Raw genomic sequence first — 25474 nt, forward strand, 5'->3', positions numbered from 1 at the left:
GTTTACGCCATGAGCCCGATACTCGCTGACGTGCTCCAGGTGTCGGCGCTGGTCGTCGCCCTCGCGCTCGTCCACCGCCCCCTCGGCGACTACATGGCCGGGGTCTACGCCGGCAAGAAGCACAGCCGCGTCGAGCGCTGGATCTACCGCGCCATCGGCGCCGACCCCGACGCCGAGATGCGCTGGCCCGCGTACCTGCGCGCCGTGCTCGCGTTCTCCCTGGCCGGCGTGCTCTTCCTCTACCTGCTCCAGCGGGTCCAGGACACGCTGCCGCTCTCGCTCGGCTTCGCGGCGATCAGCCCCGACCAGGCGTTCAACACCGCCGCGTCGTTCGTCGCGAACACCAACTGGCAGTCGTACTCGGGCGAGTCGGCGATGGGCCACCTCACCCAGACCGGCGGCCTGGCCGTGCAGAACTTCGTCTCGGCCGCCGTCGGCATGGCCGTGGCGGTGGCGCTCATCCGCGGCTTCGCCCGCTCCCGCACCGGCGAGCTGGGCAACTTCTGGGCGGACCTGGTGCGCGGCACGATACGCGTCCTGCTGCCGATGGCCGCCGTGGCGGCCGTGCTGCTCGTCGCGTGCGGTGCGATCCAGAACTTCTCCGGCACCGAGTCCGTGACCACCGTGACCGGGCAGACGCAGCACCTCACCGGCGGCGCCGTCGCCTCCCAGGAGGCCATCAAGGAGCTGGGCACCAACGGCGGCGGCTTCTACAACGCCAACTCCGCCCACCCCTTCGAGAACCCCAACGGCCTGTCCAACCTCCTGGAGATCTTCCTCCTGCTCGTCATCCCGTTCGCCATGCCGCGCACCTTCGGCAGGATGGTCGGCAGCGTCCGGCAGGGCTACGCGATCGTGGCCGCGATGGCCGGCATCTGGCTGGCCGGCGTGGTCGCGGTGACCGTGCTGGAGGCCACGCACCCGGGCACCGCCGCGCAGTTGGCGGGCGGCGCGATGGAGGGCAAGGAGCAGCGCTTCGGCGAGGGCGCCTCGTCGCTCTTCGCGGTCTCCACGACGATGACGTCGACGGGCGCGGTCAACTCCTTCCACGACTCCTTCGGCGGACTGTCCGGCGGCGTGCTGCTGTTCGGCATGATGATCGGCGAGATCGCACCCGGCGGGGTCGGCTCCGGACTGTACGGAATGCTGGTCATGGCGATCGTCGCGGTCTTCATCGCCGGGCTCATGGTGGGCCGTACGCCCGAGTATCTGGGCAAGAAGATCGGGCCCCGCGAGATGAAGCTCGCGGCCTGCTACATCCTCGTCACCCCCGCGCTGGTGCTGACCGGCACGGCGCTGGCGATGGCCACCGGCAACGGCGAGTCGTCGATGACGAACACCGGGCCGCACGGCTTCTCCGAGGTCCTCTACGCCTACACCTCCGCCTCCAACAACAACGGCAGCGCCTTCGCGGGCTTCTCGGCGAACACCGAGTTCCACAACACCGCGCTCGGCCTGTGCATGCTGCTCGGCCGGTTCCTGCCGATGGTGTTCGTGCTGGCACTGGCCGGCTCGCTCGCCGGGCAGCGGCCCGTGCCGGCCTCCGCCGGGACGCTGCGTACCGACAAGCCGCTGTTCACCGGCGTGCTGGTGGCGTGCATCGCCATCGTCGCCGGGCTCACCTTCTTCCCGTCGCTCGCGCTCGGGCCGCTCGCCGAAGGACTAGCCGCATGAGCATCCAGACCGAGACACCCGCCCCCGCGCCGCACACCGGCGCGGATCCCGTACGGCACGAGCCCGGACCCCGGGTCGGCGGCGGGCTGTTCGACCCCCGGCAGTTGCTCCGGTCCGTACCCGACGCGCTGCGCAAGCTCGACCCGCGGACACTGGTGAAGTCGCCGGTGATGTTCGTGGTCGAGATCGGCTCGGTGCTGACCACGGTCCTCGCGGTCACCGACCCGGGTGACTGGTTCGGCTGGGTCATCGCCGGCTGGCTCTGGCTCACCGTGATCTTCGCCAACCTGGCGGAGGCGGTCGCCGAGGGCCGCGGCAAGGCGCAGGCCGACACGCTGCGCAAGGCCAAGACGGACACGGTGGCCCGCCGCCGTACCGCCACCGGAGAGGAACGGGTCCCCGGCACCGACCTGCGCGTCGGCGACCTCGTCGTCTGCGAGGCGGGCGAGGTCATCCCCGGCGACGGCGACGTGGTCGAGGGCGTCGCCTCCGTCGACGAGTCCGCGATCACCGGTGAATCGGCGCCCGTGATCCGGGAGTCGGGCGGCGACCGCTCGGCGGTCACCGGCGGCACGAAGGTGCTCTCGGACCGCGTCGTCGTACGGATCACCGCCAAGCCCGGCGAGACGTTCATCGACCGTATGATCGCGCTGGTCGAGGGCGCGGCCCGGCAGAAGACGCCGAACGAGATCGCGCTGAACATCCTGCTCTCCTCGCTCACGATCGTCTTCCTGCTGGCCGTCGTCACGCTCCAGCCGTTCGCGGTCTACGCGGGCGCCGAGCAGTCCCTCGTCGTGCTCGCCGCGCTGCTCGTCTGCCTGATCCCCACGACCATCGGCGCGCTGCTGTCCGCCATCGGCATCGCGGGCATGGACCGGCTGGTGCAGCGCAACGTGCTCGCGATGTCCGGCCGTGCCGTCGAGGCCGCCGGCGACGTGTCCACGCTGCTGCTGGACAAGACCGGCACCATCACGCTCGGCAACCGGCAGGCGCACGAGTTCCTGCCCGTGCCCGGCGCGGGCGAGGCGGAACTCGCCGACGCCGCGCAGTTGTCGTCGCTCGCCGACGAGACGCCGGAGGGCCGCTCGATCGTCGTGCTCGCCAAGTCCCGCTACGGGCTGCGCGAGCGCGAGCCCGGCGCGCTGGCACAGGCCGACTGGGTGCCGTTCACCGCGCAGACCCGGATGTCGGGCGTCGACGCCGACGGCCGGCAGGTCCGCAAGGGCGCGGCCGGTGCGGTCGCGGCGTGGGTACGGGAGCGGGGCGGCGACGTCCCCGACACCGTGGGGGACATGGCCGACACCGTCGCCGAGTCCGGCGGCACCCCGCTGCTCGTCGCCGTCGCGGACGACCGCGGCGCGCGGGTCCTCGGCGTCGTCCACCTCAAGGACGTCGTCAAGGAGGGCATGCGCGAACGCTTCGACGAGCTGCGCCGCATGGGCATCAGGACCGTCATGATCACCGGCGACAACGCGAAGACGGCGAAGGCCATCGCGGACGAGGCCGGCGTCGACGACTTCCTCGCCGAGGCCACGCCCGAGGACAAGATGGCCCTCATCAAGCGCGAGCAGGCCGGCGGCAAGCTCGTCGCGATGACCGGCGACGGCACCAACGACGCCCCGGCGCTGGCCCAGGCGGACGTCGGCGTCGCCATGAACACCGGCACCTCCGCCGCCAAGGAGGCCGGGAACATGGTCGACCTGGACTCCAACCCCACGAAGCTCATCGAGATCGTGGAGATCGGCAAGCAGCTCCTCATCACCCGGGGCGCGCTCACGACCTTCTCGATCGCCAACGACGTCGCGAAGTACTTCGCGATCATCCCCGCGATGTTCGCCGCCGCCTACCCGAGCCTGGACAAGCTCAACATCATGCAGTTGTCCTCGCCGGAGTCGGCGATCCTCTCCGCGGTCGTCTTCAACGCGCTGATCATCGTCGCGCTGGTGCCGCTGGCCCTGCGCGGCGTGCGCTACCGCCCGGTCAGCGCCGACCGCATGCTCCGGCGCAACATCGGGGTCTACGGCTTCGGCGGCCTGGTGGCCCCGTTCCTCGGCATCAAGCTGATCGACCTCGTCGTCTCACTCATCCCCGGAATCGGCTGACGGAGGCCGACCACACATGAACACTTCCGCACGCTCCACCGTCCGCCTGCTCTTCAGCGCGCTGCGCGCGCTGCTGGTCCTGACCGTGGTCACCGGCGTGATCTACCCCTTGGTGATCACGGGAATCGCGCAGTGCGCGTTCTCCGACAAGGCGAACGGCTCGAAAGTCGCACACGAGGGCCGGGAGGCGGGCTCGAAGCTGATAGGCCAGAGCTGGAACCTCAAGGGCACCGACACACCCGACCCCCGCTGGTTCCAGCCCCGCCCGTCCAACAGCGCCTACGACCCCCTGGCCACGGGCCCGTCGAACCTGGGCGCGTCGGACGCGACGCTGGTGAAGACGGTGAAGGAGGCGAAGCAGCAGGTGGCGTCGTTCAACGACGTCCCGGTGAAGGCCGTCCCGAAGGACGCGGTGACGGGCTCGGGCTCGGCCATAGACCCGCACATCTCCCCGGAGTACGCGGAGATCCAGGTGGACAGGGTGGCAAAGGAGAACGGCCTGTCCCCACCTCAGGTGGAGAACCTGGTGGACACCCACAAGGAGGGCCGCGAACTGGGCTTCCTGGGCAACGAGAAGGTCAACGTCCTGGAACTGAACCTGGCGTTGTCCCGCCTGGCGGACAACTGACCCCGTGGGTCAGCCGACGTAGTTCTTCAGGATCTCCGTGTCGAGCGTGATGCCCACCGGGTCGGCGAGAGTCACTTCCTCGCCGAAGGGGGCCCGGTGGATGTCCAGGTAGCACCCGCGCGCGGCGTCGGGGGTGGTGTGTACGGCGACCACGCCTGCCTCGCGGTCCACGAGGAGGTAGACGGGGATGCCCGCCGCCGCGTAGGCGGCGGGCTTGTCCTGCCGGTCACGGCGGTCGGTGTCCCCGTCGTACGACGTGACCTCGACGACCATCAGGACGCCATCGGGGTCGGACCACTCACCGTCGCCGGCGAAGTGCCCCTTCGACGCCAGGACGCCGTCCGGGCGCGCGCGCCCCTGCCGGTATGTCTCGACCTTCAGCCCACGCCCGGCCGGGTAGAGCCAGAGATCAGGTCGGTGCTGCATGCAGCGCTCCTGAAGCCACCTGATGATCTCGTCGTGATCTCCGTCCGGCACGCGCTTCTCCTCGATCCGTCCGTCGAGGAACTCCAACGTGACGGTCTCGGGCGCGGCAGAGGCGATCTCTTCGAACTCCTCTACCAGCATGTGAGACGTGGTGCGTTCGGCCATAACCGTCATGGTGCCCTCCTTTCCAGTCGAGCGCCAGCTTCGCCCCTCCCGGCCAGGCCGGGGGCACATTTCGTGACGATCACACCTACGGGTGACGCCACAGCCCACGGCGCCCCGCGCCCCTCCCGACCTCGGCGCCGCCGTCCCGCCCGGCAGCACGAGGTGCACGACGCGAGTGACGCGCTGCCGCGTCTCCTTACGCCCGCGGAAACCGACGACCGCGGTCGCGGGCTGCAATTGGTCGACGCCCTCGCCGACGACTGGGGCACCTCCGACCGCCTGGGCATCGGCAAAGTCGTCTGGACAGTGTTCAAGATCCCCTGCGGGACGCCCTCTTCGGCCGACACAGACACAGAGAAGGAAGGCACAGCGTGAAGACACCCGGTCACGTCGGTGCCGATCCGGTCGGCCTCGTCCTGCACTCACCCGACGCCGAGTTCCGCGGGATGTTCCACCGGACCGGCGACCTCTTCCCGCTCAACCCGATACGGCACATCCCGTCGTGTCCGTCGAGGTCGACGCGCAGGTCGCCGCGCAGGCCGGAAGGAACCTCGCGGCTACCGGACGCGCGCCGCACCTCTCGTCGGCGACGGCACCGACGGCGCCGACGGCTGCCCGGCGCGGGCACCGGAGTCGGGTCTTGGCGGACGGGAGGCTTGTCGGGGTCGGGGGGTCCGAGCGGGGGGTGGGCCGGTGTCGCGTGGGAGCGGTCCGTACGGGGGTTTTGGAGCAGTGGCCCCCCGGCCGCCGGAGCCCAGCCACGTCCCCGAAGGAACCGGCTCCGGCCACAGCGGCGATCACGCACAGCACCCGGTGCCCGCCGGTGCCCAGGACCTGTGCACCCGGGGAAGCAAGGCCCAACGCCTGCCGCACGACGTGCCTCCGCCCCGCGATCCCCCGCCCGCCGGAGCGGAGAAACTGGGCCGTAACTCGCGGTAACCCCCTCAATCCGGGCCGAATCAGCCCTCAGGCGCCGACTTTCGCCCACCCAGCGGGCCACGGCCCACCCTCCACCACCCGGATCGCGCGGAACGTACGCGACCGGGAAGAACTCGCGGGAGCCGCCCCGAAAACCAGCCCAAATCGCCCACTTGCCCCGACTTTCGCCCGCCCCGGCGCGCCAGTTCCCGTCTGGGCCACCCCGATTGAACCCAAGCGCACCAAACTCGCGACACCCGGCGGCCGAAACCAGCCCAAATCACCCCCTCAGCGTGACTTTCGCCCACGCGCGTGCACGCCGACCCCAAGGACGCTCCGGATAGAGGGGATCGGGCGAAACTCGCTGCAACCCTCCCAGCAAGCTGGGGCAAACCGCCCCCGCGGGCCGACATTCGCCCACCGGCGCGCACGCAGCCGCTCCCAGACCCTGCAACCGCCGTCCCGGGCGCCCGAGGGAAGGGATTGAGTCGTCACTCGGGGTAACACCCCCGGATCCGGGCCGGATCGAGCCCGCAGCGCACGCGCTGCGCGGTCGAGCCGCACAGACCCCGGCGCGCCGGGGCCGGGTGGCCGCGCGTGGTGCGGCGGGGGGTTGGGCGTTGCTTCCCCGGGCAACGCGGGTTCCGGGCACTGGCGGGCGCGGGCTGTCACGTGTGATCGCCGCTGCGGCCGGATCAGGTTTCCCCGGGGACGTGGCCGGGCTCCGACGTGGGGGCCCCATGCTCCAAAACCCACGTCAGGCGGTTCACCTACGAGACCGCCCACCCCGACGCCCGCCTTCCCTACGACGCCGGCCAGCCCGGCGACCAGGGCCGTGCATCCACCGAGCCGCCGCCCCCGGCTCCGGGAGCACCCCGCCCCCGCCCCACCACGCACCGGGCCCCCACCCCGCCACCGCGAGCATCCCCTTACGCGGGGCAGCCCCGCACCGGGCTCCCGCCCCCGCGCCGGCACCACCCGCAACCGATCTGGCCCCGCACGGGTCTTCGCCCCGGCCGACCGGCACCACCCGCAACCGGTCCGGCCCCGCACCAGTCCTCGCCCCGGCCGACCGGCACCACCCGCAACCGGCCCGGCCCCGCACCAGTCCTCGCCCCGGCCGACCGGCACCACCCGCAACCGGCCCGGCCCCGCACCAGTCCTCGCCCCCGCCCACCGGGCCTGCCCACCATCGGTCCGGCCCTGCACCGGCCTTCGCCGCCGGGCCCGCTGCCGGGTCACCGGCCTTCGCCGCCCGGCCCGCTGCCGGGCCACCGACCCCGAAGTGGCCGTTCACCGCCGCCCGGGGCGGGTCGTAGCGTCGGTGGGGCGGGACGCCGGGCGGCGTGCCGCCGGGGAGGGAATGCACCATGGCCGTAATCGCGCATCTCAGTGACGTGCATATCGACGACGAGCGCAGTGTCCGGCGGACGCGTGCCGTCGTCGGGTATCTGGAGGATCTGCCGTACGACCTGGACCTCGTCCTCGTCACCGGGGACGTCGCCGACCACGGCGCCCCCGCCGAGTACGCGACGGCCAGCGAGCTGCTCGCGTCGCGGCACCCGGTGCTGGTCTGCCCCGGGAACCACGACGACCGGGCCGCGTTCCGCACCGGGCTGCTCGGGGAGGCGGCGTCCGCGGCGCCGGTCGACCAGGTGCATCGCGGGGCGGGGTTCACGGTGCTCGCCTGCGACTCGTCGGTGCCCGGGAAGCCCGAGGGGTGGCTCGGGGACGAGACGCTGGCGTGGCTGGAGGGAGAGTTGGGGCGGGCGCCGAAGGGGGAGCCGGTGCTGGTCGCGTTCCACCATCCGCCCGTCGAGCTGCATGTGCCGTACGTCGACGAGATCCGCCAGTTCGACGAAGCACGGCTTGCCGCGCTGGCCGGGCGGCACGGGCAGGTGGCCGCCTTCCTCGCCGGGCACGCCCACACCTCCGCCGCCACCACCTTCGCCGGCCGCCCGCTGCTCGTCGCCGGCGGTGTCGTCAACACCGTCCGGCTGCCCTGGGAGCGGCGCGCGCACGCCGCTGACCACGTCCATCTCGACCAGCCGCCCGCCGTGGCGTTCCACGTCCTGGACGCGGACGGCCGGCTGACCACCCATTTCCGCACGGTGCCGACCGAAGGTTGACGCAAGCCGGGTGCAGGTCTACGGCTGCCGGGAGGACGGAAACCCGCACGCTCGACGCATGCGTACGCCTCGGCGACCTCGGCCGCTGCCTTCTTCTGGACGCCTCCGACCTGGCTCTACTGTGAGTAGAGTTGGGCCATGGGTCACGACACCGACACCAGCATCAAGGTTTCACTGGCTGCGCGCGAGCGCTTGGGGATACTGGCCGCCGAACACGGCACGACCATTCGAGCGCTGGTGGAGCAACTGGCAGCGGAGACCCCCACCCGCGCAGACCTCCGGGCCCGTGGTGAGATCGCCCGGGGATACCTGCGCGAGCACATGGGAGTCGAGGTCACCGCCGAGGACCAGGCCGCAGGCCGTGAGCTGCTCGACACCATCGCGCGCCGTATGCGCGGTGGCCCGGGCGGGGCCGCTTCGTGACCCCGTTCCTCATGGATCACACGGCGCTCCTCGCCCTGGGGGCCGGTCACCGGCAGTTGTCCGGGCTTGTGGTGGCAGCCGCCGAGGGGGAAGCGATCGGCCACGTTCCCGCGCTCTCCCTGGCCGCCGCCGAGAGTGAACGCGGAGGGCTGGGAGAGCACATCGCCTGCCTGCCCGGCCTCGATGTCGAACCACTCGACCTTGTCGCCGCGCTTGCCACCGGGGCGCTGATCGGTCGCGGCACGGACTGGCGGATCGTCCATGCCGTCCATCTTTCCCGGCCGTCCGCGGAGTGGCCGTCGGGGCGGATCGTGCTCTCGCTCCGGCCGGAGCTGTACGCGGGGACAGGGATCGAGCCGGTAAACCCCGGAAAGCCGTAGACAGCACACTGTCAACCACAGGTTGACGCAGGCTGAAGTGTCAACCTACGGTTGTCAGCATGACGGAACCCGACCGCTCCACGCATCCCGTACGCCTCGACGACCTCATCGAGGCCATCAAGAAGGTCCACCCCGACGTCCTCGACCAGCTCACCGGAGCCGTCGTCGCCGCCGACCACCTCGGCGACGTCGCGGACCACCTCATCGGCCACTTCGTGGACCAGGCGCGGCGATCCGGCGCCTCCTGGACCGACATCGGCAAGAGCATGGGCGTCACCCGGCAGGCCGCCCAGAAGCGGTTCGTGACCAAGGGCTCGGACGAGGGCCTCACGCTCGACCCGAGCGAGGGCTTCGCCCGGTTCACCCCCCGCGCCAAGAACGTGGTGATGGCGTCCCAGAGCGAGGCCCGCGCCGCGGGCCACACCGAGATCGGCCCGGCCCACCTCGTCCTCGGGCTGCTCGCCGAGCCCGACGCCATCGGCGGGGCGGCGATCAAGGCGCAGGACATCCTCCTCGACACCGTGCGGCAGGAGGCCGCCGCGTCGCTGCCGCCGGCCGCGGAGGGCACGGTGCCGGAGCTGATCCCGTACAACGCGGAGGGGAAGAAGGCCCTGGAGCTGACCTTCCGCGAGGCGCTGCGGCTCGGCCACAACTACATCGGTACGGAGCACATCCTGCTGGCGCTGCTGGAACAGGAGAACGGCGACGGCGTGCTCTCCCGGCTCGGCGTCGACCGCGCGGCGGTGGAGGCCCACATCGCCGCGGCGCTCGCCCCGCTGCAGCAGGGCGGCGGGGCTTAGCCGGGGTTCGCGCGGCGCCGGTCCCCCTCCCGGGGCCGTCAGTAACCCACCGTGAAGCGCGTGCGGTGGTGCTTCGGACGCTCGGCCTCGTCCAGAAGCGCCACCGCGAAGTCCTCCATCGAGAGGGCCGACTCGCCCGCCTCGTCGACGACGAGTTCGTCCCCGCCCAGCTGGTACGCGCCGGTGCGCTCCCCCGGCAGGATCAGGTGCGGCGGGCTCGCGTACGCCCAGTCCGCCCCCGGCTCCGCCGCCCGGCAGACATCCAACTGCACCGCGCAGGCACGGGCGATGGGCAGCCACGGCGCCGGGAAGTCGGGGCCGTCCATCACCTGCACCCCGCCGCTGCCCGGCAGCGTCAGCGTGGCGGAGCCGCCGACCAGCAGCAGCCGCACCCCCGACGCCGCCGCGCCCGCGAGCAGCGCCCGTGCCATCGCGGGCAGTTGCTCCTCCGCGCCCGGTGCCGGGCGGGTGGCGCCGACGATCAGGTCCTGTCCGGCGCCGAGGGCCGCGACGTCCGCGGCGCTGGTCGCGTCGCCGATGCGGATCCCGGCGCCGGCGGGCAGGTCGCCTGGCCGGCGCGGGGTGCGGACGACGGCGGTGACGTCGTGGCCGCGGGCCTGCGCCTCGGCGACGATGCGGCTGCCGATCTGGCCGGTGGCTCCGAAGACGGTGATACGCATCAGGCGGCGCTCCTCTGACGTGCGGGGCGGGTAACGGGGGCCGTAGCGGAGTTCGCGTCAGGGGCCCTCACGGAGTCCGGGTCGGTCCGCGGCGCCGAGTCCCGGTCGGTCCGTAGCCCGCCGTCCCGGTCGGTCCCTCGCCCGGCGCCCCGGGCACCCCGCACCTCCCCCACGCGCTCCGCCACCCACAGCACCACCGTTCCCGCCCCGAGCACCGCGCCCAGCGCCGACACCGCCGGCCAGCCGCCCCGCGCCCAGACCACCGACGTCAGCGCGGAGCCGACCGCCCCGCCCGCGAAGAAGCTGGTCATGAACGCGGAGTTGATGCGGTTGCGGGCGTCCGGGCGGATGGCGTACACGACCGCCTGGTTGCTGTTGAGCACCGCCTGCTGCGCGACGTTGAGGCCGACGATCCCCACGACGAGCCACGGCAGCGACTCGCCCGCGACCCCCAGCAGCACCCACGAGCCGGTCAGCAGCACCACGCCCGCGCCCGTCACCGCCTGCACGTGGCCGCGGTCGTTGAGCCGCCCCGCGAACGTCATCGTCACCACACCCAGCGCCCCGACCAGCCCGAACAGCCCGATCGCCGACTCCGACCAGCCGTACGGCGGCCGCGCCAGCAGGAACGTCAGCGCCGTCAACTGCACGCTGTACGAGGCCAGCGACAGGGCGCCGAGCGCCGACCGCCGCCGCAGCACCGGCTCTTCGCGCAGCAGCGCGACGGTGGAGCGCAGCAGCGCGGGATACGACATGCGCGACATCCCCGTGCCCGGTGCCGGCAGCCGGGGCAGGTGGCGGTGGAGGAGGACGGCCATGCCGGCCATGAGCAGCGCGTTGACCCAGTAGATCGTGCGCCAGCCGCCGAGTTCGGACAGCGCCCCCGAGGCGGTACGGGCCAGCAGCCCGCCGAGCAGGATGCCGGACATCACGACGCCGACGACCCGCCCCCGTTCCTCCGGCGCCGCGAGCCCGGCCGCGTACGGGACGACGACCTGCGCGCCGACCGACGCCAGCGCGGTGAGGACCGTACCGGCGAGCAGCACGGGCCCGTTGGGCGCGGCGGCGGTGAGCGCGAGGAACGCGGCGGTGGCGACGAAGAGCGCGACGGACAGCCGCCGCCGGTCGGTCACGTCGCCGAGGGGGACGAGGAGGATGAGGCCCAGCGCGTACCCGGCCTGCGCGGCGGTGACGACGAGCGCGGCCAGCGTGCTGCCGACGTGCAGGTCGCGGCCGATGAGGTCGAGGAGGGGCTGGGCGAAGTAGTTGCCCGCCACGGACAGGCCGGTGGCGGTCGCCATGAGCAGCAGGAGGCCGCGGCCGAGGGTGGCGGGCTCCGCACGCGGGGAGACCGAGTCCGTTGTCATGACCCCAGACTCCGCCCACCGCCATTGATGAGTCCAACACATAGTTGTCATCTGATCCATCTCGTATCACGATGGATCGTATGGAGCTGCAACAACTGCGCTACGTCGTCGCCGTCGCGGACACCGGCGGGTTCACCCGCGCCGCCGAGCGCTGCCATGTCGTCCAGTCGGCGCTGAGCCACCAGATCGGCAAGCTCGAACGGGAGCTGGGCGCCCGGCTGTTCGACCGGACGAGCCGGAAGGTACGCCCCACCCGGGCCGGCGAGGCGTTCCTGCCCGCCGCCCGCGCCACCCTCGCGGCGGCGGAGCGGGCCCGTGCAGAGGTCGCGGCGGCGACGGGGGAGGTGCGCGGACGGCTGGCGATCGGGTCGATCCCGACGGTGGCGGCGGTCGACCTGCCCGCGGCGCTGAAGGAGTTCCACGACGCGTACCCGCAGGTGCGGATCAGCCTGGCGGTGGGCGCGAGCGAGAACCTGGTGCGGGCGGTCGCGGAGGGCACGTACGACCTGGCGCTGCTCGGCGTCCCGGCGGGTTTCCGGGCTACGAGGGTCCGCGAGCGGATCCTCGTACGGGACCGGCATCTGGCCGTCGTGCCGCCGGACCACCCGCTCGCGGACGCGGGCGAGACGGATCTGGCGCGGCTGGCGGAGGAGACGTTCGTCGACTTCGCGGCGGGCACGGCGGCGCGGGCGCAGTCGGAGGAGGCGTTCGCGGCGGCAGGGCTGCGGCGGACGGTGGGCTTCGAGGTGTCGTCGATGGACTTCATGGCGGATCTCGTACGGGCCGGGCTGGGGGTCGCCCTCCTCCCCAGCGCCTTCGCCCCCCGCCTCCCGGGCCTGGCCACCGTGCGGATCGCCGACGGTCCTTCCCGGGAGGAGCGCCTCATCTGGCCCCGCACCCGTCCTTCCCCGGCCGCGGCGGCGTTCCTCCACAGCCTGGGGGTGACGCCGGACGACGACGAGGACGCCCCGGTGGCGTGAGCCCGCACGGACGCGGACCCGGGCCTTACCGGCCCGGGTCCGCGTACCCCCGATTCCCCGTGGTCGTGGCGGCGTCGGTCAGTCGGCCGCGTAGACGTACTCGCGGTCCTCCGCCGGCTTCTGCTCCCGCTCCGGGCGGCGCGCCCCGCGCAGGCCCGTCAGCGCGATGACGAGGCCCAGCAGCGCCATGGCCGCGACCACGTACAGCGCCGGGTCGAAGCCGTTCAGCAGCGCTCCCGAGCCGGTCTCGCCCTCCGCGTTGGCGGTGAGCACGGCGGTCACGACCGCCAGCCCGATCGCCCCGCCCACCTGGAGCGAGGTGTTCAGCAGCCCGCCCGCGAGCCCCTGCTCGTGGTCCTCGATGCCCGCGGTGGCCTGGATGTTGAAGGACGCGAACGCCAGCGTGAAGCCGATGCCCAGCAGCACCATGCTCGGCAGGGTGCCGACCGCGTACGGCGCGTCCCGGTCGATGGCGAGGAAGAGCACGTACGCCAGCAGGTGCGCCACCACGCCGCCCGCGATGGTGCGCCCGGTGCCGAACCGCATGATCAGCGGGACCATCCGCGGCGAGCCGAACGCGACGATTAGCGCGGCCGGCAGGAAGCCGAGCGCCGTCTCCATCGCCGACCAGCCCAGCACGGACTGCAGGTACTGCATGACCAGGAACTGGAAGCCCAGGTACCCGCCGAAGAACACGGCGGCGCCGAGGTTGGCGCGGGCCAGCGGTCCTGAGCGCAGGATGCCCAGCCGGATCAGCGGGTGCTTGCTGCGCTGCTCGATGACGAAGAACGCGGCCAGCAGCACCGCGGCGGCAACGAACTGCAGCAGCGTACGGGCCGCGCCCCAGCCCACCTCCGGCGCCTCGACGACGGTGTAGACGAGCAGCAGCATGGCGCCGACTCCGGTCACCGCGCCGGGGAGGTCGTAGCCGCCGTTACGCTCCTGCGGCCCCTCCTTCGGCAGCACGCGGAAGGCGGCGATCAGCGCGATGACCGCGACGGGGAACGGCAGGAAGAACGTCCAGCGCCAGCCGACCTCGGTGAGCAGGCCGGAGAAGACGAGCCCGGCGCTGTAGCCGCTGGCGCCGAAGACGGCGAAGATCCCGAGCGCCTTGTTGCGGGCGGGGCCCTCGTGGAAGGTCGTGGTGATGATGGAGAGCGCCGCGGGCGCCGTGAACGCGGCGGAGACGCCCTTCAGCAGCCGGGTCGCGATCAGCAGCCCGCCGTCGTCGACCAGCCCGCCGAGCAGCGAGGTGACGGCGAACACCGCGACGGCGACGAGGAACACCCGCCGCCGGCCGAGGAGGTCGGCGGTGCGGCCGCCGAGGAGGAGCAGACCGCCGTAGGTGAGGACGTACCCGCTGACGACCCATTGGAGGGTGCTCGTGGACAGCCCGAGGTCGGCCTGGATGGAGGGGAGGGCGACCCCCACCATCGACACGTCGAGAGCGTCGAGGCCGACCACGAGGGAGACGGTCAGCAGGATGCCCCACAGGCGGGCGTCCCACTTCGTCGAGGTGGTGGACAGATGTGCGGAAGAGCTCATGACGGACCACAGTACATGCAGAGACATCTAATGCCAACGCATTTAATGAAGTCGCATTAGGTTCACGCGCATGTTACCTTTGCTCCGTGAGCGTGAGCGACGTCGGCGCCGAACGCGCCCTGGTGGACCGCTGGCACGGCCTCCTGGCCTGTCACGCGGCGGTCTGGGGTGCGCTGGAGCGCGAGCTGCAGAGCAGGCACGGCATCGGCGTCAGCGAGTTCGAGGCCCTGGAGGGCCTGGCGAACTGCGGCCACGACAAGTGCCGCGCGGCCGAACTGGCAAGCGCGGTGCACCTGAGCCAGAGCGCGACGTCGCGGCTGACGGCCCGGCTGGAGCGCGCGGGGCTGGTGCAGCGGGCGATGTGCGACGTCGACCGGCGCGGCATCTTCATCCTGCTGACGGAGAAGGGCCGGCGGCTCTACGAGGACGCCAGGCCCACGCACCGCGAGGTGCTCGCCGAGGCGCTGCCCGGGACCGGGCAGGCGGCCGTCCTGTAGCCGACCCGGCCCCGGGGGCCGGGAGTCGACACTCCGCCGGGCACCTCCGATGCATCGGCTGCGTCAGAGGTCGATGGCGTCGTTGCGGGCGGCCTGCAGCCCCGCCTGGAAGCGGGTACGGGCCCCGAGGCGCAGCATCAGCGCGCTGACCCGGCGGTTGAGGGTACGGGCGCTCACGCCCAGCCGCCGCGCCACCGCCTCGTCCTTCAGCCCGGCGGCGAGCAGCGTCAGCAGTTGCCGGTCGGTCTCGGCCTCGCCGGCCCGCTCGCCCGCGGCGCCGCCGGCCGGCTCCCCCCGCCCCGGCACCGGCACGGCCGCGGCCCACAGCAGCTCGAAGAGCTGCACCAGCGCGTCCAGCAGGGCCCCTTCGTGGATCACGAAGGCGCTGTCGACCATCTCGTGCGCCTCGCGGCTGAAGGGCAGGATGGCCGTCGAGGCGTCGGCGACGGCCAGTTTCAGCGGCACGTCCGTGTGCACCCGGGCCTGCTCGCCCGCCGCGACGACCGCCTCGAAGACGTCGAACGCGCCCGGCACCTCCAGCGCCTCCGGCGCGTACAGTCCGCGCACCCGCGCGCCGCGCGCCAGTATCTCCAGCTCCGCCCCGTTCGGCTCGGCGGGCTCCTGCGCGTACGGCGGCCGGTCCAGCACCAGCAACTCGCGCCGCACCGACCGCTGCAGCCGGTCGAAGCGCGCCGCGACAGAACCGCGGCCGAAGAGGATCTCCACCTGGTCCTCGGGGCGGTGCCGGCGGTCGACCGGCAGGTCGGCGACCAGCGCGGTGGCCGCGGTCCTGGCCACGGCGACCTGGTCCTGCCAGCGGACCGTGAGCTGGTCGACGGCCGCGTCGGGGCGGGTCGCGACCAGCCGGACCGGGGCGCCGGGCAGCAGCGTGACCAGGCCCAGCTCCGCGAGCCGCTCGACCGCCGGGGCGGTCTCGGCCTCCGTACGCCCGGCCTCGGCCGCCAACCGCGCGGTGTCGAGCGGCGGATGACGGAGCAGCAGGCGGTACAGGGCCTCGTCGGACGCGAGGACGCCGAACGGTTCGAACATGGACGTGGACCCCCGGGCGCGTATCGGATATGTCCCGCCTGATGGGGGCAGTGCGAGCGGCGCATGGGCGCCATGGCGTCCGTCCGCCAGCCGAAGGACGTGGACATCCAGACGATCACGGTACTTCCTGGTGAGGACAACGTCATCGAGGAGGAGATCCGGGTGAGACCCCTTCACCGCGCGATTACCACCGTGACGGTCGGCGCAGCGCTCGTCGCGAGCCTGTTCACGGCCGCCGCTCCCGCCAACGCCGCCGCGCACCCCAGGCACTGGGACACACCGGAGTGCGACCAGGTCGTCAGCGACGGCTCGCTCTCCCACACCCGGGACGGCGGCGCCACCTTCGCCCCGACCACCACCGCCGAGCGGCCGCCGTACTACCAGCTCGTCACCGGCCTGGAGACCCTCGCCACCCCGAACCGGCTGCTGGCCACCGACATCAACGGCCGGGTCACCCGGTCGACCGACTCCGGCTGCCGCTGGCGCACCATCGCGGGGCTCGGGGCGGGCCACTGGTTCGTCGCCCCCGGGCGCGACGGCAGCGCCTACGTCTGGGAGCTGCGCGGCGACCGCGTCTACCGGGTCGACGGCAACGAGGTCGTCAAGATGCCGGCCTTCGACGGCGAGAAGCTGGGCGGGCTCTACGGGCTCACCGCCAACCCGCGCCGCGCCGGCCACCTGCGCGCCGTCACCGACGACGGCCGGGTGCTGGAGTCCACCAACCACGGGCGCAGCTTCCGCCCCATCGGCACGCCCGTGCCGCTGGCCGAGGTCGGCCCGCACACCATGTTCTACGACGCGAAGGTCTCCACCGCGGACTTCGACCGCATCGTCGTCGGCGTGAGCGACGCCGGCGGCTTCACCAGCGACGACGCCGGCCGCACCTGGCGACGCGCCGAGCTGGGCGCCGCGGGCGACAAGGTCAACGGCTTCTCCCTGGCGATCTCGCCCGTCGACCCGCGGGTGGTCTACGCGAAGGCGCTCAACGTCACCGAGCTGGAGGCGGGCGAGAGCGGCCGGCACCTCTACCGCTCCACCGACGGCGGCCGCACCTTCAGGACCGTGGTCGACCAGTTCCAGGACGGCGAGGACGTGGTGATCTACAACGGCGGCTGGATGCGCCCCGACCCGACCGACGCGGACGTCGTCTACTTCGAGTACGGCGACCCGTGGAGCGGCACCAACCTCTACCGCCACGACGCGGACGACGACAAGCTGACGATCCGGCACTCGGGCCACCACGGCATCGGCGCCCTCGCCGTCAGCCCGGCCGACCCGGACGTCCTGTACGCCGGTCTGACCTCGGTGCCCAGCGGCGCACCGGTGTCGGGGGGCGGCGCGTAGCAGCGTCGGGGACCGGAGCGGTGTCCTGACGCACCGGCTCCGGTCCCCGCCGCGTTCCTACGCTCCGCTCCGCCGCCGTCCGCGCAGCAGCAGCACCGGCGCGACGACCAGATACGGCAGCGCGCACACCGCGAACGCGACCCCGTGCCCGAGCCCGGCCGCCGAGCCGAGCAGGCCGTACGCGCCGTAGACCGCGATCGTCCCCAGGTCCGTACCGACACCGGCCAGCGAGGTCAGGGTCGCCCGCGCCGGGCCGGTGATCCGCTCCTGCAACCGGGCCTCCGCGAGCACGGTCGCCACCTGGAACCCGCCGAACGCGACCCCCACCAGCGCGATCCCCATCGCCGTCCCCGCCAGCCCGCCCGCCGCCAGCGCCACCGCGGACCCGGCGAGCAGCGCGGCCAGCACCCCCGCAGGGGTGTGAGCGGCCCGGCCCCGCTCCTCGACCCGCCCGGCCAGCAGTCCGCCGGCGGCGGCGCCGGCCCAGACGAGCAGCAGGTAGAGCGGGACGGCGGGGTCGGCGACGCCGGCCTCGCGGACGAGGTAGGGGGTGTACTCGTCGAGGGAGCCCCAGACGGCGACCACGGCGGGGACGAGGAGGAGGGCGCCGCGGACGGAGGGGTCGGCGCGGAGTTCGGCGAGCCCGGCCCTGAGGGTGCCGGCCCAGCCGAGGTCGGGGTCGTCGGAGCCGGAGCCGGAGTCGGAGCCGGGATCGGGATCGGGTTCGGCGTCGGGCCCGGAGCCGGCAGGTCCGGGGGAGTCAACAGCGCCGGGCGAGTCACCGGGAGCGCCGGACCCCGCGCCCCCGTCCCGTACGGCAGCCTCCGCCCCCTCCGCGGCCCGGTGTTCGGGGAACCGCGTCGCCACCGCCGCCCCCAGCAGGCAGGACGCCACGCTCGCCGCCCCCACCGCCGCGTACCCGCCGACCGCGAACACCGGGGCCGCCGCCGCCATCGACGCCATCACGCCCACCGTGCCCGCCGCGCGGCCCCGCCCCAGCGTGCGCGCGTACCGCTCCGCCGCGCCCGCCCGGGCCGACTCCTCGTAGAGCAGCGCCTCCAGCGCCCCCGACGCGAACGCGCCCTTCGCTCCCCACAGCACGAAGCCCGCCGCGAACGCCCAGTACGACGGCGCCAGGATCCACAGCGTGAACCCCACACCGGACAACAGCGGCCCCGCGCACAGCAGCAGACGGCGGGAGAACGCGTCGGCCCAGGCCCCGGCGGGGACTTCGAGCAGGAGGGACGTCAGCGACCAGATGACGAAGAGGGAGGAGACCTGCCACAGCGACAGCCCGTGGTCGGCGAAGAGCAGCGCGTACACGGGGTAGAGCAGGACGAAGTCGTCCAGGAAGGAGTACGCGTAGAAGCAGGCCGCCAACCGCCGCTCGGGGCGGGCGGTATGTACGAATCAATGTCGCCAGGTCATGCCGCCACCCTACCCGTCGGCCAGCACCTCGTCGATGACGAACTTCGAGCTGGCGACCATGACCGGGTTGGTGTGCCGGTAGTACGGCAACTGGATCAGCGAGATCGACAGCGCCCACCCGCGCCCGCGCGCCCACGCGGCCTCTTCGTCGTCGGCACCGTCCCCGCCCGCCACGGCGGCGCGGAACGCCTCGCGCGCGGGGCCGGTGAAGAGGTTCCAGGCGGCGATCAGGTCGACGGCGGGTTCGCCGAGGCCCATGCAGCCGAAGTCGATGACGCCGCCGAGGCGGCCGTCGTCGGTGAGCAGAACGTTCCCGGGGGACAGGTCGGCGTGCAGCCACACCGGCGGCCCGGCGTACGCGGGCGCGCGCAGGGCGGCCTCCCAGGCGGCGGTCACGGCGGGCACGTCCACGCCGTCCTCGGGCTTGAGCTGCGCGAGCGCGGCGCGGGTCTCCGCGTCCCGGTCGGCCAGGGTCTCGCTGCGGTACGAGGGCGGGCCGCCGGCCGGGTCCGCGGCGCGCACGGCGTTGACGAAGCCGGCGAGCTGTCCGGCGAGCGGCCCGGGGGCGGCGATGCCGGCGTCGGGCGGCAGGATCGCACCGGGAAGCCAGCGGCAGACGCTCCAGGGCCAGGGGTAGCCGGCGCCGGGCTCGCCCACGGCCACCGGCTCGGGCACGGGCACGGGCAGGACGGCGGCGAGCCGGGGTAGATGGGAGAACTCCAGATCCACGTCCTTGGCACCGGCGGCGGTCAGGGGCATCCGCACGGCCAGCTCGTCACCGAGCCGGAAGACGGCGTTGACGGTGCCGCCGGAGGCGACCCGCTCGACGGGCAGCGCGGCCCACTGCGGGAACTGGGCGGCGATCAGGCGCCGCACGAGAGTGGCGTCTATTTCCGCCTCGTCGGCGTGCATCCGGACAGCAGACATGGGCGGGACCCTACGCCGATCGCTCCCCGGTCCCCCACCGATATATTCGGCGGTGATGCGTACCGTCAACCCCGAGCAGCACGCGTGCAAGCGGGCCCGCATCCTGGCCGCGGCGGCGGAGGAGTTCGCGGCGAACGGGGTGGACGGGACGTCGACGGCGCGCATCTGCCGCCGGGCGGGCATCGGTTCGGGAACGCTCTTCCACTACTTCCCCACCAAGAAGGCGATCTTCCACGCCCTCTTCGCCGACGACCTGGCCCGTACGGCGGAGATCCGCGACCGCGCCCTGGCGCTGGCCGACCCCGAGGAGGGCTTCGCCCTCCTCTTCGACCGCCTCACCGCGGACCTGGACGACCCCCGGGCCTGATCGCCGCGGCGCTGATCCAGGCGAGCCGCGACGAGAAGTTCGCCGCACTCCTGGGCGACGACGAGGCCCGGACCCTGGCGGCCCTGACGACGCTCCTGGACCGCCTGGCGGCGAAGGGCCGCACTCCCCCCTTCCCTCCGGCACGGGCGGCCCGCTGGCCCGTCACCGTGATCGACGCGGCCTATCTGGCCGCCACGGCCGACGACTACGCCCCGGAAGCCCACGCGGCGGAACTCCGCCGCCTGGCCACCTGGCTCACCGCCATCCCCCTGCCGCCCCCGTAGCGGTCGTGGCGAAAGAGCTGCGCGGACGCCGGCAACGGGGTGTCCCCCCAGCGAAATAGCGGAGCAGGTGCTCCGTTGAACCCTCTCACTGCCGGAATCGTGCAATGACCACGTACCCGTGTTGTCACGATCCGCGCCTGTGCTTGCGCCCGACTGTACGAAACGGTGGTGATTGCGGAGAGTGATCACGCGACTTGAGGAGGGGGACGATATGGCACGTTCGCGTGCGCAGACCATGAGAAACGCGGGGCTGGCCGTGATGCAGGGGATCGACCCGGGGCAGCTCGCCCAGGACGAGCTGCGCCGCCGCGGCGTACTGCCCGACGGGGAACAGGGCCGCGAGGGCAGGGAAGGCGGCCGGGGCCGGCGCAGTGACGCGCCCCGGGAGGACGGGATGGATCCTGCCGACTTCCCCGCCGCCCGCGACCAGGGCGGCAGCCTCGACACCGTCATGACACAGCAGTCCGTGCCGCTGGACGAGGCCGGGGAGGTGCTGAACCGCAGCGAACTGAAGCGCGAGGGGCTGGAGCAGGTGCACGCCATCTGCCCGATGGTGCTGCCGCGCGGGCGCTCGTTCCTCAGCATGCTGCCGGTCTCGCTGCTGCTCGTCGTCGGCGCCGTCGGCACCATCGCGGTGGCCGCCGCCGGCGACGACGTGGTGACGAACCCGCTGTTCGGCGCCCACTACTGGGTGCTGGCGATCTTCGCCGTCGGCTTCGTGTGGTGGCGGCAGGGCATGGTGATGGTGCCCGACGGGTGTCACGCCCTGATCACCAAGTTCGGCAAGCTGGAGCAGGTCGTCGGCCCCGGCCGCGTCATCCTGCTGAACCCGTGGAAGCGGGTCTCGTACATCCTCAACACCACCCGTGAGTACCCCTTCAACGCGCCCGTGCGCGAGGCCCCGACGAAGGGCGGGGTGAAGGCGTCCATCGACCTGTTCATCCAGTTCCGGATCAGCGACCCGGTCGAGTTCGTCTACACCCTCGGCGCCGTGCGCGGCTTCGAGGAGAAGCTGAACAACGCCGTCAGCGAGACGATCCGCAGCCTCATCTACGAGCAGGAGGCCGCCGGCATCTACGACATGGTCGGCGAGGACACCACCCGGCTGCTCGACTCGCTGAACCACCAGTTCCGGCCCGCGGTCGAGCTGACCAACGCCAACATCACCCACGCCGAGCCCTCCGACCAGCCGTACCGCATGGACCTCGCGGCGCCGGAGATGGTGCGGATGGCCAAGGAGGCGTACACCCACGAGTACTCGCTCCAGCTCCGCAAGGAGCAGGACGAGGGCGACCTCAGCAAGGAGCTGGCGACCCGCGAGGAGGAACTGTCCGCGATCCAGGCGGACATCGCCCAGTACCAGGCCCAGATGGACACCGCCGTCGAGCGCGAGACCAACCGCGCCGAGGCGCTGGCCCGGCAGCGGTACGTCCAGGCCGAGTCGGAGGCGCGGGCCAACGCCGCGCTGCTGGAGGCGCAGGCGCTCGACATCCGCGCGGTGACGACGGCCGAGGCGCCGGAGATCCTGGAGTACCGCTACCAGCAGCAGGTCCTCGACACCCTGGAGCAGGTCGCCGACCACCTGCCGCAGTTGCTGCGCATCGGCGGCCCCGTCGACGGCGCGGACGGCGGCGGCGCCGGCGTCGACTTCCTGGCGCTCGCCCGCGAGCTGATCGGCGAGCACGGCGCGGACCTGTTCTCGGAGGCCGAGATGGCGGCCGTACGGGAGCGGCTGGCCGAGGTCGCCGCGCGGATCGCCGAGCGGGAGCCGGAGATCCGGGCACTGCGCGAGGCCGAGCGGCCGGCACCGGTGCCGGCCCCGGCGGGCGGCGCCGAGGAGGAGCGGACGGAGCCGCAGGCGGTCGGCGCCGGAGTCGGAGTCGGAGTGGCCAACGAGGGCCACGGACACGAGAGCACGGGCTTCGGGCCCGCGAACCACGGGCACGAGGAGGCGGGAGCATGAGCACGACGGCCATGAAGCGCAGGTCGGTCATCTCCGAACTCGTCGCGGCCTGGGGCGACATCCCCCAACTGCTGCGCGGCGGCGAGGCCGGCACCCTGATCCCCGTCATCATCCCCCGCCACCGCCGCCGGCTGTGGTGGATGGTGCCGCTGTGGCTGTCGCTGCTGGCGCTCGCGACCGGCGTGATGGCCGGGCTGCAGAGCGGCAGCGAGGACGGCTGGAGCGCGAGCGCGTACGACGCGCTGGCGGCGGCCGCATACGGCACCGGGGTCTTCCTGCTGGTCGTCGGCGTGCTGTGGTGGTGGCGCTCCTCGATCGTGAAGATCGAGCAGGGCACCAACGGCGTCCTCACCCGCTACGGCGCCATCTCCCGCACGCTGGGCCCGGGCCGGCACTTCGTCTGGCACCCCTGGTCGCGGGTGGACTTCGTCGTCGACACGGCCACGGAGATCCCGTACTCGGCACCGGTCATGGCCTGCCCGACGCAGGAGAACGTGCCGCTGCGCTCGATCGAGTTCTTCCTGAAGTTCCGCATCAACGACGCCGTGCTCTTCGTCCGCACCATCGGCGCCGGCAACTTCGACCTGGTGCTCTCCAGCGCCGTGCAGGACGCGATCCGCCAGCGCGCCCGCCAGGTGCGCACGGAGCGGGCGTACGACCTGCGCGGCTCGGACGTCGCGGACATGCAGGACCTGCTCAACCGCCAGTTGGCCCGCTACGGCGTGCGCATCACCGGCGCCAACATCCCCGACGTCCAGCTCCCCGCGCAGTACCAGCAGCACCTGGCGACCCGCGAGCGGGTGGCGAAGGAGCGGACCGCGTACGAGCAGGAGTGGGGTCTGACCCGCAAGCGCCGCATCGACAATCTGCAGATGGACATCGAGCGGGCCAAGAAGGCGCGCGACGCGCGGTTCGTCGAGGTCAAGGCCGCGCTGAACCGGGCCCGCGAGGAGGTCGCCCGGCTGCTGGAGCAGCAGGAGACCGAGGCGCAGAAGGTCCGCTTCGAGATCGAGACCCGCGGGCGCAGCGGCCTGATCGCCGCCGAGAACGAGGCGAAGGCGCAGCGACGGCTGGCGCAGGCGTACCGCGACAACCGCGCGGTGCTGCAGTACGAGCTGGCCAGGCGGCGGCTGGAGGTGGGCGCGGTGCTCGCGGGCAGCGCGCCGCGGCCGACGGTCATCCGCACGGACGGCGGCGGGGGCGGCGGCGTCGACGGATCCGCGCTCTCGACCCTCCTCACGGCGCAGTTGCTCCCCCGGCTGACGGCCGGCTCTCCGGCGGGCGGGCCCGTGCCGCCGGCGGGCGGCCTGCTCCGGGCGGTGGCGGCCGACGGACACGCGGCCGGCGAGGAGTGAGCGGGGCCGTGCGGCGGGCGCGGGGGGCTCGCCGCACGGCTACCGTGGACGTATGGCGACAAAACACGCACCTCCTCGGATCCGACGTGTCTACGACGCCCCCGCCCCCGACGACGGCACCCGCGTCCTCGTCGACCGGATCTGGCCCCGGGGCATGGCCAAGGACAAGGCGCACATCGACGAGTGGCTGAAGGCCATCGCGCCCTCGGACGAGCTGCGCCACTTCCTGCACGCGGACTTCGACCGCTACCCGGACTTCGTCAAGCGCTACCGCGCGGAGCTGGCCGACCACGACCGCGCGGCGGCGCTGGCGCATCTGCGCGCGCTGTACGAGCAGGGGCCGCTGACGCTGGTGACCAGCACGAAGGAAGTGCGGCGCAGCCACCTGACGGTGCTCGCGGAGGAGCTGGAGCGGGGCTGACGCGCGGCCGTACGGGTCACCCGTACGGCCCAGCGCCGGTGGCAGCCCGGCCGGAACCGCTCACAGCCTGGAGCATGAGCACCGAACCGGCGCCGCACGGCGGCCGCCCCGAAAAGCCCGGCGACTCCGCCGACGAGGGCATACGCCCCGTCGGCGACCGCACCCGCCGCGTGGACGACCCCCTGGCCGCCTCCCCGGCCACCCCCCGGGAGCGCCGGCTCAGCGTCGTCGAAGGCGACGAACACGCCGGCCCGCCGCCCGGCGGCGGCGCGGAACGTACCGCCCACCGCGAGCGCGAGATTGTCCCGGAAGGCCCCCTCGGCCTCCTCGCCAGAGGCGCCTGGCAGGCGGTGCTGCTCGCGGGCGTCGCCGCCCTCGTCCTCGGCGTCCTCGCGCTGGCCTGGCCCGGCGAGACGCTCCGCGTCGTCGGCATCCTCTTCGGCCTGTACCTCCTGGTCATCGGCGTGATGCAGCTCGTCGCCGCATTCGGTACGCACGCCTCCACCGGGCTGCGCGTGATGGCGTTCATCAGCGGCGCCCTGTGCATCCTGCTGGGCCTGCTGTGTTTCCGCAGCGCGCTGCAGTCCGTCCTGCTGCTCGCCCTGTGGATCGGCATCGGCTGGCTCTTCCGCGGCATCACCCAGGCGGTGGCCGCCGGCTCCGACGAGGCGATGCCGGCGCGCGGCTGGCAGATCGGCCTCGGTGTGATCTCGGCGCTGGCCGGCATCGTGCTGATCGTGTCGCCGCTGACGTCGATCGCGATCCTCACCTACCTCACCGGCGCCTGGCTGCTGGCCGTCGGCGTCATCGAGATCGCCACCGCGGTCCGCATCCGCCACCGCGCGAAGCAGCTCCCGGCCGGCGCCTGAGCAGGACGCCGTCCGGTACCCGGCCCCCGGTGCGCAACGGCGCGCACCGGGGGCCCGCGTGTTGCCCGGCGGGGCCGCGACCGCCGGCTGCGATGATGCCCGGATGAACGTCACCGTCCGTCTCGCGCAGCAGCCGGAGGCCGACGAGCTGCTCGGCCGCAGCCCGCTGGCCGTTCTGGTCGGCATGCTCCTCGACCAGCAGGTGCCCATGGAGTGGGCGTTCTCCGGCCCGTACACCATCGCCCACCGCATGGGCGGCCACGACCTCGACGCCCACGCCATCGCCGCGCAGGACCCCGAGGCGTTCGCGGCGCTGCTCTCCGAGAAGCCGGCCGTGCACCGCTACCCCGGCTCGATGGCCAAGCGGATCCAGCAGCTCTGCGCGTACCTCGTGCACGAGTACGACGGCGACGCCGAAGCGCTCTGGCGCGACGCCGGCAGCGGCAGGGAACTCGTGCGGCGGCTGCAGGCGCTGCCCGGATACGGGAAGCAGAAGGCGCAGATCCTGACCGCGCTGCTGGGCAAGCAGTACGGCGTCACGCCCGACGGCTGGCGCGAGGCGGCGGGCGCGTACGGCGAGGACGGCAGCCGCCGGTCGGTCGCGGACATCACCGGTCCTGACACGCTGGCGGAGGTACGGGCGTTCAAGCAGGAGACGAAGGCGGCGGCGAAGGCGGCCGGGCCGCAGGCGAGCACGACGACGGACCCGAAGGCGAAGAAGACCACCTGAACCGGAACGGGTCGGCCACCGG

Annotated in this window: 23 protein-coding genes and 1 pseudogene; 17 read left to right on the plus strand and 7 right to left on the minus strand. The window is 73.1% G+C overall.

What is annotated here, in order from left to right; all coding sequences use genetic code 11:
* The first annotated feature begins 9 nt into the window (after window positions 1-9).
* Genes kdpA through kdpC form a run of 3 tightly spaced genes read left to right on the plus strand, consistent with a single transcriptional unit; the run spans window position 10 to window position 4404 of the window.
* Window positions 10-1674, plus strand: a complete 1665-nt coding sequence (gene kdpA / locus ABGA99_RS23190) for a potassium-transporting ATPase subunit KdpA (RefSeq protein WP_347580924.1) — start codon at window positions 10-12, stop codon at window positions 1672-1674.
* Window positions 1671-3776 carry a potassium-transporting ATPase subunit KdpB gene (gene kdpB, locus ABGA99_RS23195; protein ID WP_347580925.1) on the plus strand — a complete coding sequence of 702 codons (2106 nt, stop codon included), beginning with the start codon at window positions 1671-1673 and terminating at the stop codon, window positions 3774-3776. The genes kdpA and kdpB overlap by 4 nt, the downstream gene beginning before the upstream one ends.
* A gap of 16 nt (window positions 3777-3792) precedes the next feature.
* Window positions 3793-4404 (plus strand): potassium-transporting ATPase subunit KdpC, encoded by a 612-nt coding sequence (kdpC, locus tag ABGA99_RS23200; protein WP_347583354.1) that lies wholly within the window; start codon window positions 3793-3795, stop codon window positions 4402-4404.
* A gap of 9 nt (window positions 4405-4413) precedes the next feature.
* Here the strand turns inward: kdpC and ABGA99_RS23205 are convergent, their stop codons facing one another.
* Entirely contained in the window at window positions 4414-5004 is a 591-nt protein-coding gene (locus ABGA99_RS23205; protein WP_347583355.1) for a Uma2 family endonuclease, read from the minus strand.
* A 150-nt stretch (window positions 5005-5154) separates the two neighbouring features.
* Between ABGA99_RS23205 and ABGA99_RS23210 the strand changes: the two are divergent.
* The 5 genes and pseudogenes from ABGA99_RS23210 to ABGA99_RS23230 all read left to right on the plus strand — a co-directional run.
* A pseudogene (locus tag ABGA99_RS23210) lies at window positions 5155-5370 on the plus strand (ATP-binding protein); the annotation flags it as partial.
* Between the two features lie 1913 nt (window positions 5371-7283).
* Window positions 7284-8042, plus strand: coding sequence for a metallophosphoesterase (locus tag ABGA99_RS23215; RefSeq protein ID WP_347583356.1), 759 nt, complete (start codon window positions 7284-7286; stop codon window positions 8040-8042).
* Between the two features lie 138 nt (window positions 8043-8180).
* Window positions 8181-8465 (plus strand): hypothetical protein, encoded by a 285-nt coding sequence (locus tag ABGA99_RS23220; protein WP_347580929.1) that lies wholly within the window; start codon window positions 8181-8183, stop codon window positions 8463-8465.
* Entirely contained in the window at window positions 8462-8845 is a 384-nt protein-coding gene (locus ABGA99_RS23225) for a hypothetical protein (RefSeq protein WP_347583357.1), read from the plus strand. The genes ABGA99_RS23220 and ABGA99_RS23225 overlap by 4 nt, the downstream gene beginning before the upstream one ends.
* Window positions 8846-8904: 59 nt before the next feature.
* Window positions 8905-9645, plus strand: coding sequence for a Clp protease N-terminal domain-containing protein (locus tag ABGA99_RS23230; protein ID WP_347583358.1), 741 nt, complete (start codon window positions 8905-8907; stop codon window positions 9643-9645).
* A 38-nt stretch (window positions 9646-9683) separates the two neighbouring features.
* On the opposite strand, the gene ABGA99_RS23235 is transcribed toward ABGA99_RS23230, so the two are convergent.
* Both ABGA99_RS23235 and ABGA99_RS23240 read right to left on the minus strand, forming a co-directional pair.
* Window positions 9684-10325 carry an NAD(P)H-binding protein gene (locus tag ABGA99_RS23235; RefSeq protein WP_347583359.1) on the minus strand — a complete coding sequence of 214 codons (642 nt, stop codon included), beginning with the start codon at window positions 10323-10325 and terminating at the stop codon, window positions 9684-9686.
* Window positions 10325-11692: an MFS transporter gene (locus ABGA99_RS23240; protein WP_347583360.1), complete on the minus strand. Its 1368-nt coding sequence runs from the start codon at window positions 11690-11692 to the stop codon at window positions 10325-10327. Before ABGA99_RS23240 ends, ABGA99_RS23235 begins: the two co-directional genes overlap by 1 nt.
* 80 nt (window positions 11693-11772) lie before the next feature.
* Between ABGA99_RS23240 and ABGA99_RS23245 the strand changes: the two genes are divergently transcribed.
* Window positions 11773-12672, plus strand: coding sequence for a LysR family transcriptional regulator (locus ABGA99_RS23245; RefSeq protein ID WP_347583361.1), 900 nt, complete (start codon window positions 11773-11775; stop codon window positions 12670-12672).
* Window positions 12673-12750: 78 nt separating this feature from the next.
* On the opposite strand, the gene ABGA99_RS23250 is transcribed toward ABGA99_RS23245, so the two are convergent.
* A complete protein-coding gene (locus ABGA99_RS23250; RefSeq protein WP_347583362.1) occupies window positions 12751-14217 on the minus strand; it encodes an MFS transporter in 1467 nt (488 codons plus the stop codon).
* A 92-nt stretch (window positions 14218-14309) separates the two neighbouring features.
* Between ABGA99_RS23250 and ABGA99_RS23255 the strand changes: the two genes are divergently transcribed.
* A complete protein-coding gene (locus tag ABGA99_RS23255; RefSeq protein ID WP_347580970.1) occupies window positions 14310-14714 on the plus strand; it encodes a MarR family transcriptional regulator in 405 nt (134 codons plus the stop codon).
* A 63-nt stretch (window positions 14715-14777) separates the two neighbouring features.
* On the opposite strand, the gene ABGA99_RS23260 is transcribed toward ABGA99_RS23255, so the two are convergent.
* Window positions 14778-15764, minus strand: a complete 987-nt coding sequence (locus ABGA99_RS23260; protein WP_347583363.1) for a helix-turn-helix transcriptional regulator — start codon at window positions 15762-15764, stop codon at window positions 14778-14780.
* A 72-nt stretch (window positions 15765-15836) separates the two neighbouring features.
* On the opposite strand from ABGA99_RS23260, the gene ABGA99_RS23265 reads away from it, so the two are divergent.
* On the plus strand, window positions 15837-17108 hold the full coding sequence (locus tag ABGA99_RS23265; RefSeq protein WP_347580937.1) for a hypothetical protein: 1272 nt from the start codon (window positions 15837-15839) through the stop codon (window positions 17106-17108).
* A gap of 57 nt (window positions 17109-17165) precedes the next feature.
* Here ABGA99_RS23265 and ABGA99_RS23270 read toward each other — a convergent pair whose 3' ends face one another.
* Complete coding sequence (locus ABGA99_RS23270; RefSeq protein WP_347583364.1) at window positions 17166-18488, minus strand: MFS transporter; 1323 nt, start codon at window positions 18486-18488, stop codon at window positions 17166-17168.
* A gap of 57 nt (window positions 18489-18545) precedes the next feature.
* On the minus strand, window positions 18546-19448 hold the full coding sequence (locus ABGA99_RS23275; RefSeq protein WP_347583377.1) for an aminoglycoside phosphotransferase family protein: 903 nt from the start codon (window positions 19446-19448) through the stop codon (window positions 18546-18548).
* A 70-nt stretch (window positions 19449-19518) separates the two neighbouring features.
* Here ABGA99_RS23275 and ABGA99_RS23280 point away from each other — a divergent pair, with 70 nt between their 5' ends.
* The 6 genes from ABGA99_RS23280 (at window position 19519) to ABGA99_RS23305 (ending at window position 25452) form a co-directional block, all read left to right on the plus strand.
* A complete protein-coding gene (locus ABGA99_RS23280) occupies window positions 19519-19830 on the plus strand; it encodes a TetR/AcrR family transcriptional regulator (protein ID WP_347583365.1) in 312 nt (103 codons plus the stop codon).
* Window positions 19831-20325: 495 nt separating this feature from the next.
* A complete protein-coding gene (locus ABGA99_RS23285) occupies window positions 20326-22077 on the plus strand; it encodes an SPFH domain-containing protein (RefSeq protein WP_347583366.1) in 1752 nt (583 codons plus the stop codon).
* Window positions 22074-23432 (plus strand): SPFH domain-containing protein, encoded by a 1359-nt coding sequence (locus ABGA99_RS23290; protein ID WP_347583367.1) that lies wholly within the window; start codon window positions 22074-22076, stop codon window positions 23430-23432. Before ABGA99_RS23285 ends, ABGA99_RS23290 begins: the two co-directional genes overlap by 4 nt.
* A gap of 52 nt (window positions 23433-23484) precedes the next feature.
* Complete coding sequence (locus ABGA99_RS23295; protein ID WP_347580942.1) at window positions 23485-23853, plus strand: DUF488 family protein; 369 nt, start codon at window positions 23485-23487, stop codon at window positions 23851-23853.
* Between the two features lie 74 nt (window positions 23854-23927).
* Window positions 23928-24722, plus strand: coding sequence for an HdeD family acid-resistance protein (locus ABGA99_RS23300; RefSeq protein ID WP_347583368.1), 795 nt, complete (start codon window positions 23928-23930; stop codon window positions 24720-24722).
* Window positions 24723-24825: 103 nt separating this feature from the next.
* Window positions 24826-25452 (plus strand): HhH-GPD-type base excision DNA repair protein, encoded by a 627-nt coding sequence (locus ABGA99_RS23305; RefSeq protein WP_347583369.1) that lies wholly within the window; start codon window positions 24826-24828, stop codon window positions 25450-25452.
* Window positions 25453-25474: the final 22 nt, after the last annotated feature.

This window comes from Streptomyces sp. B5E4 (assembly GCF_039871555.1).
Classification (GTDB): Bacteria; Actinomycetota; Actinomycetes; order Streptomycetales; family Streptomycetaceae; genus Streptomyces.

What these genes read in the sequence shown, in the direction of transcription:
- kdpA (WP_347580924.1), top strand. Translation starts at nt 10, where the DNA reads ATGAGCCCGATACTCGCTGACGTGCTCCAGGTGTCGGCGCTGGTCGTC.
- kdpB (WP_347580925.1), top strand. Translation starts at nt 1,671, where the DNA reads ATGAGCATCCAGACCGAGACACCCGCCCCCGCGCCGCACACCGGCGCG.
- kdpC (WP_347583354.1), top strand. Translation starts at nt 3,793, where the DNA reads ATGAACACTTCCGCACGCTCCACCGTCCGCCTGCTCTTCAGCGCGCTG.
- ABGA99_RS23205 (WP_347583355.1), bottom strand. Translation starts at nt 5,004, where the DNA reads ATGACGGTTATGGCCGAACGCACCACGTCTCACATGCTGGTAGAGGAG.
- ABGA99_RS23215 (WP_347583356.1), top strand. Translation starts at nt 7,284, where the DNA reads ATGGCCGTAATCGCGCATCTCAGTGACGTGCATATCGACGACGAGCGC.
- ABGA99_RS23220 (WP_347580929.1), top strand. Translation starts at nt 8,181, where the DNA reads ATGGGTCACGACACCGACACCAGCATCAAGGTTTCACTGGCTGCGCGC.
- ABGA99_RS23230 (WP_347583358.1), top strand. Translation starts at nt 8,905, where the DNA reads ATGACGGAACCCGACCGCTCCACGCATCCCGTACGCCTCGACGACCTC.
- ABGA99_RS23235 (WP_347583359.1), bottom strand. Translation starts at nt 10,325, where the DNA reads ATGCGTATCACCGTCTTCGGAGCCACCGGCCAGATCGGCAGCCGCATC.
- ABGA99_RS23240 (WP_347583360.1), bottom strand. Translation starts at nt 11,692, where the DNA reads ATGACAACGGACTCGGTCTCCCCGCGTGCGGAGCCCGCCACCCTCGGC.
- ABGA99_RS23245 (WP_347583361.1), top strand. Translation starts at nt 11,773, where the DNA reads ATGGAGCTGCAACAACTGCGCTACGTCGTCGCCGTCGCGGACACCGGC.
- ABGA99_RS23250 (WP_347583362.1), bottom strand. Translation starts at nt 14,217, where the DNA reads ATGAGCTCTTCCGCACATCTGTCCACCACCTCGACGAAGTGGGACGCC.
- ABGA99_RS23260 (WP_347583363.1), bottom strand. Translation starts at nt 15,764, where the DNA reads ATGTTCGAACCGTTCGGCGTCCTCGCGTCCGACGAGGCCCTGTACCGC.
- ABGA99_RS23265 (WP_347580937.1), top strand. Translation starts at nt 15,837, where the DNA reads ATGGCGTCCGTCCGCCAGCCGAAGGACGTGGACATCCAGACGATCACG.
- ABGA99_RS23275 (WP_347583377.1), bottom strand. Translation starts at nt 19,448, where the DNA reads ATGCACGCCGACGAGGCGGAAATAGACGCCACTCTCGTGCGGCGCCTG.
- ABGA99_RS23280 (WP_347583365.1), top strand. Translation starts at nt 19,519, where the DNA reads ATGCGTACCGTCAACCCCGAGCAGCACGCGTGCAAGCGGGCCCGCATC.
- ABGA99_RS23285 (WP_347583366.1), top strand. Translation starts at nt 20,326, where the DNA reads ATGGCACGTTCGCGTGCGCAGACCATGAGAAACGCGGGGCTGGCCGTG.
- ABGA99_RS23290 (WP_347583367.1), top strand. Translation starts at nt 22,074, where the DNA reads ATGAGCACGACGGCCATGAAGCGCAGGTCGGTCATCTCCGAACTCGTC.
- ABGA99_RS23295 (WP_347580942.1), top strand. Translation starts at nt 23,485, where the DNA reads ATGGCGACAAAACACGCACCTCCTCGGATCCGACGTGTCTACGACGCC.
- ABGA99_RS23300 (WP_347583368.1), top strand. Translation starts at nt 23,928, where the DNA reads ATGAGCACCGAACCGGCGCCGCACGGCGGCCGCCCCGAAAAGCCCGGC.
- ABGA99_RS23305 (WP_347583369.1), top strand. Translation starts at nt 24,826, where the DNA reads ATGAACGTCACCGTCCGTCTCGCGCAGCAGCCGGAGGCCGACGAGCTG.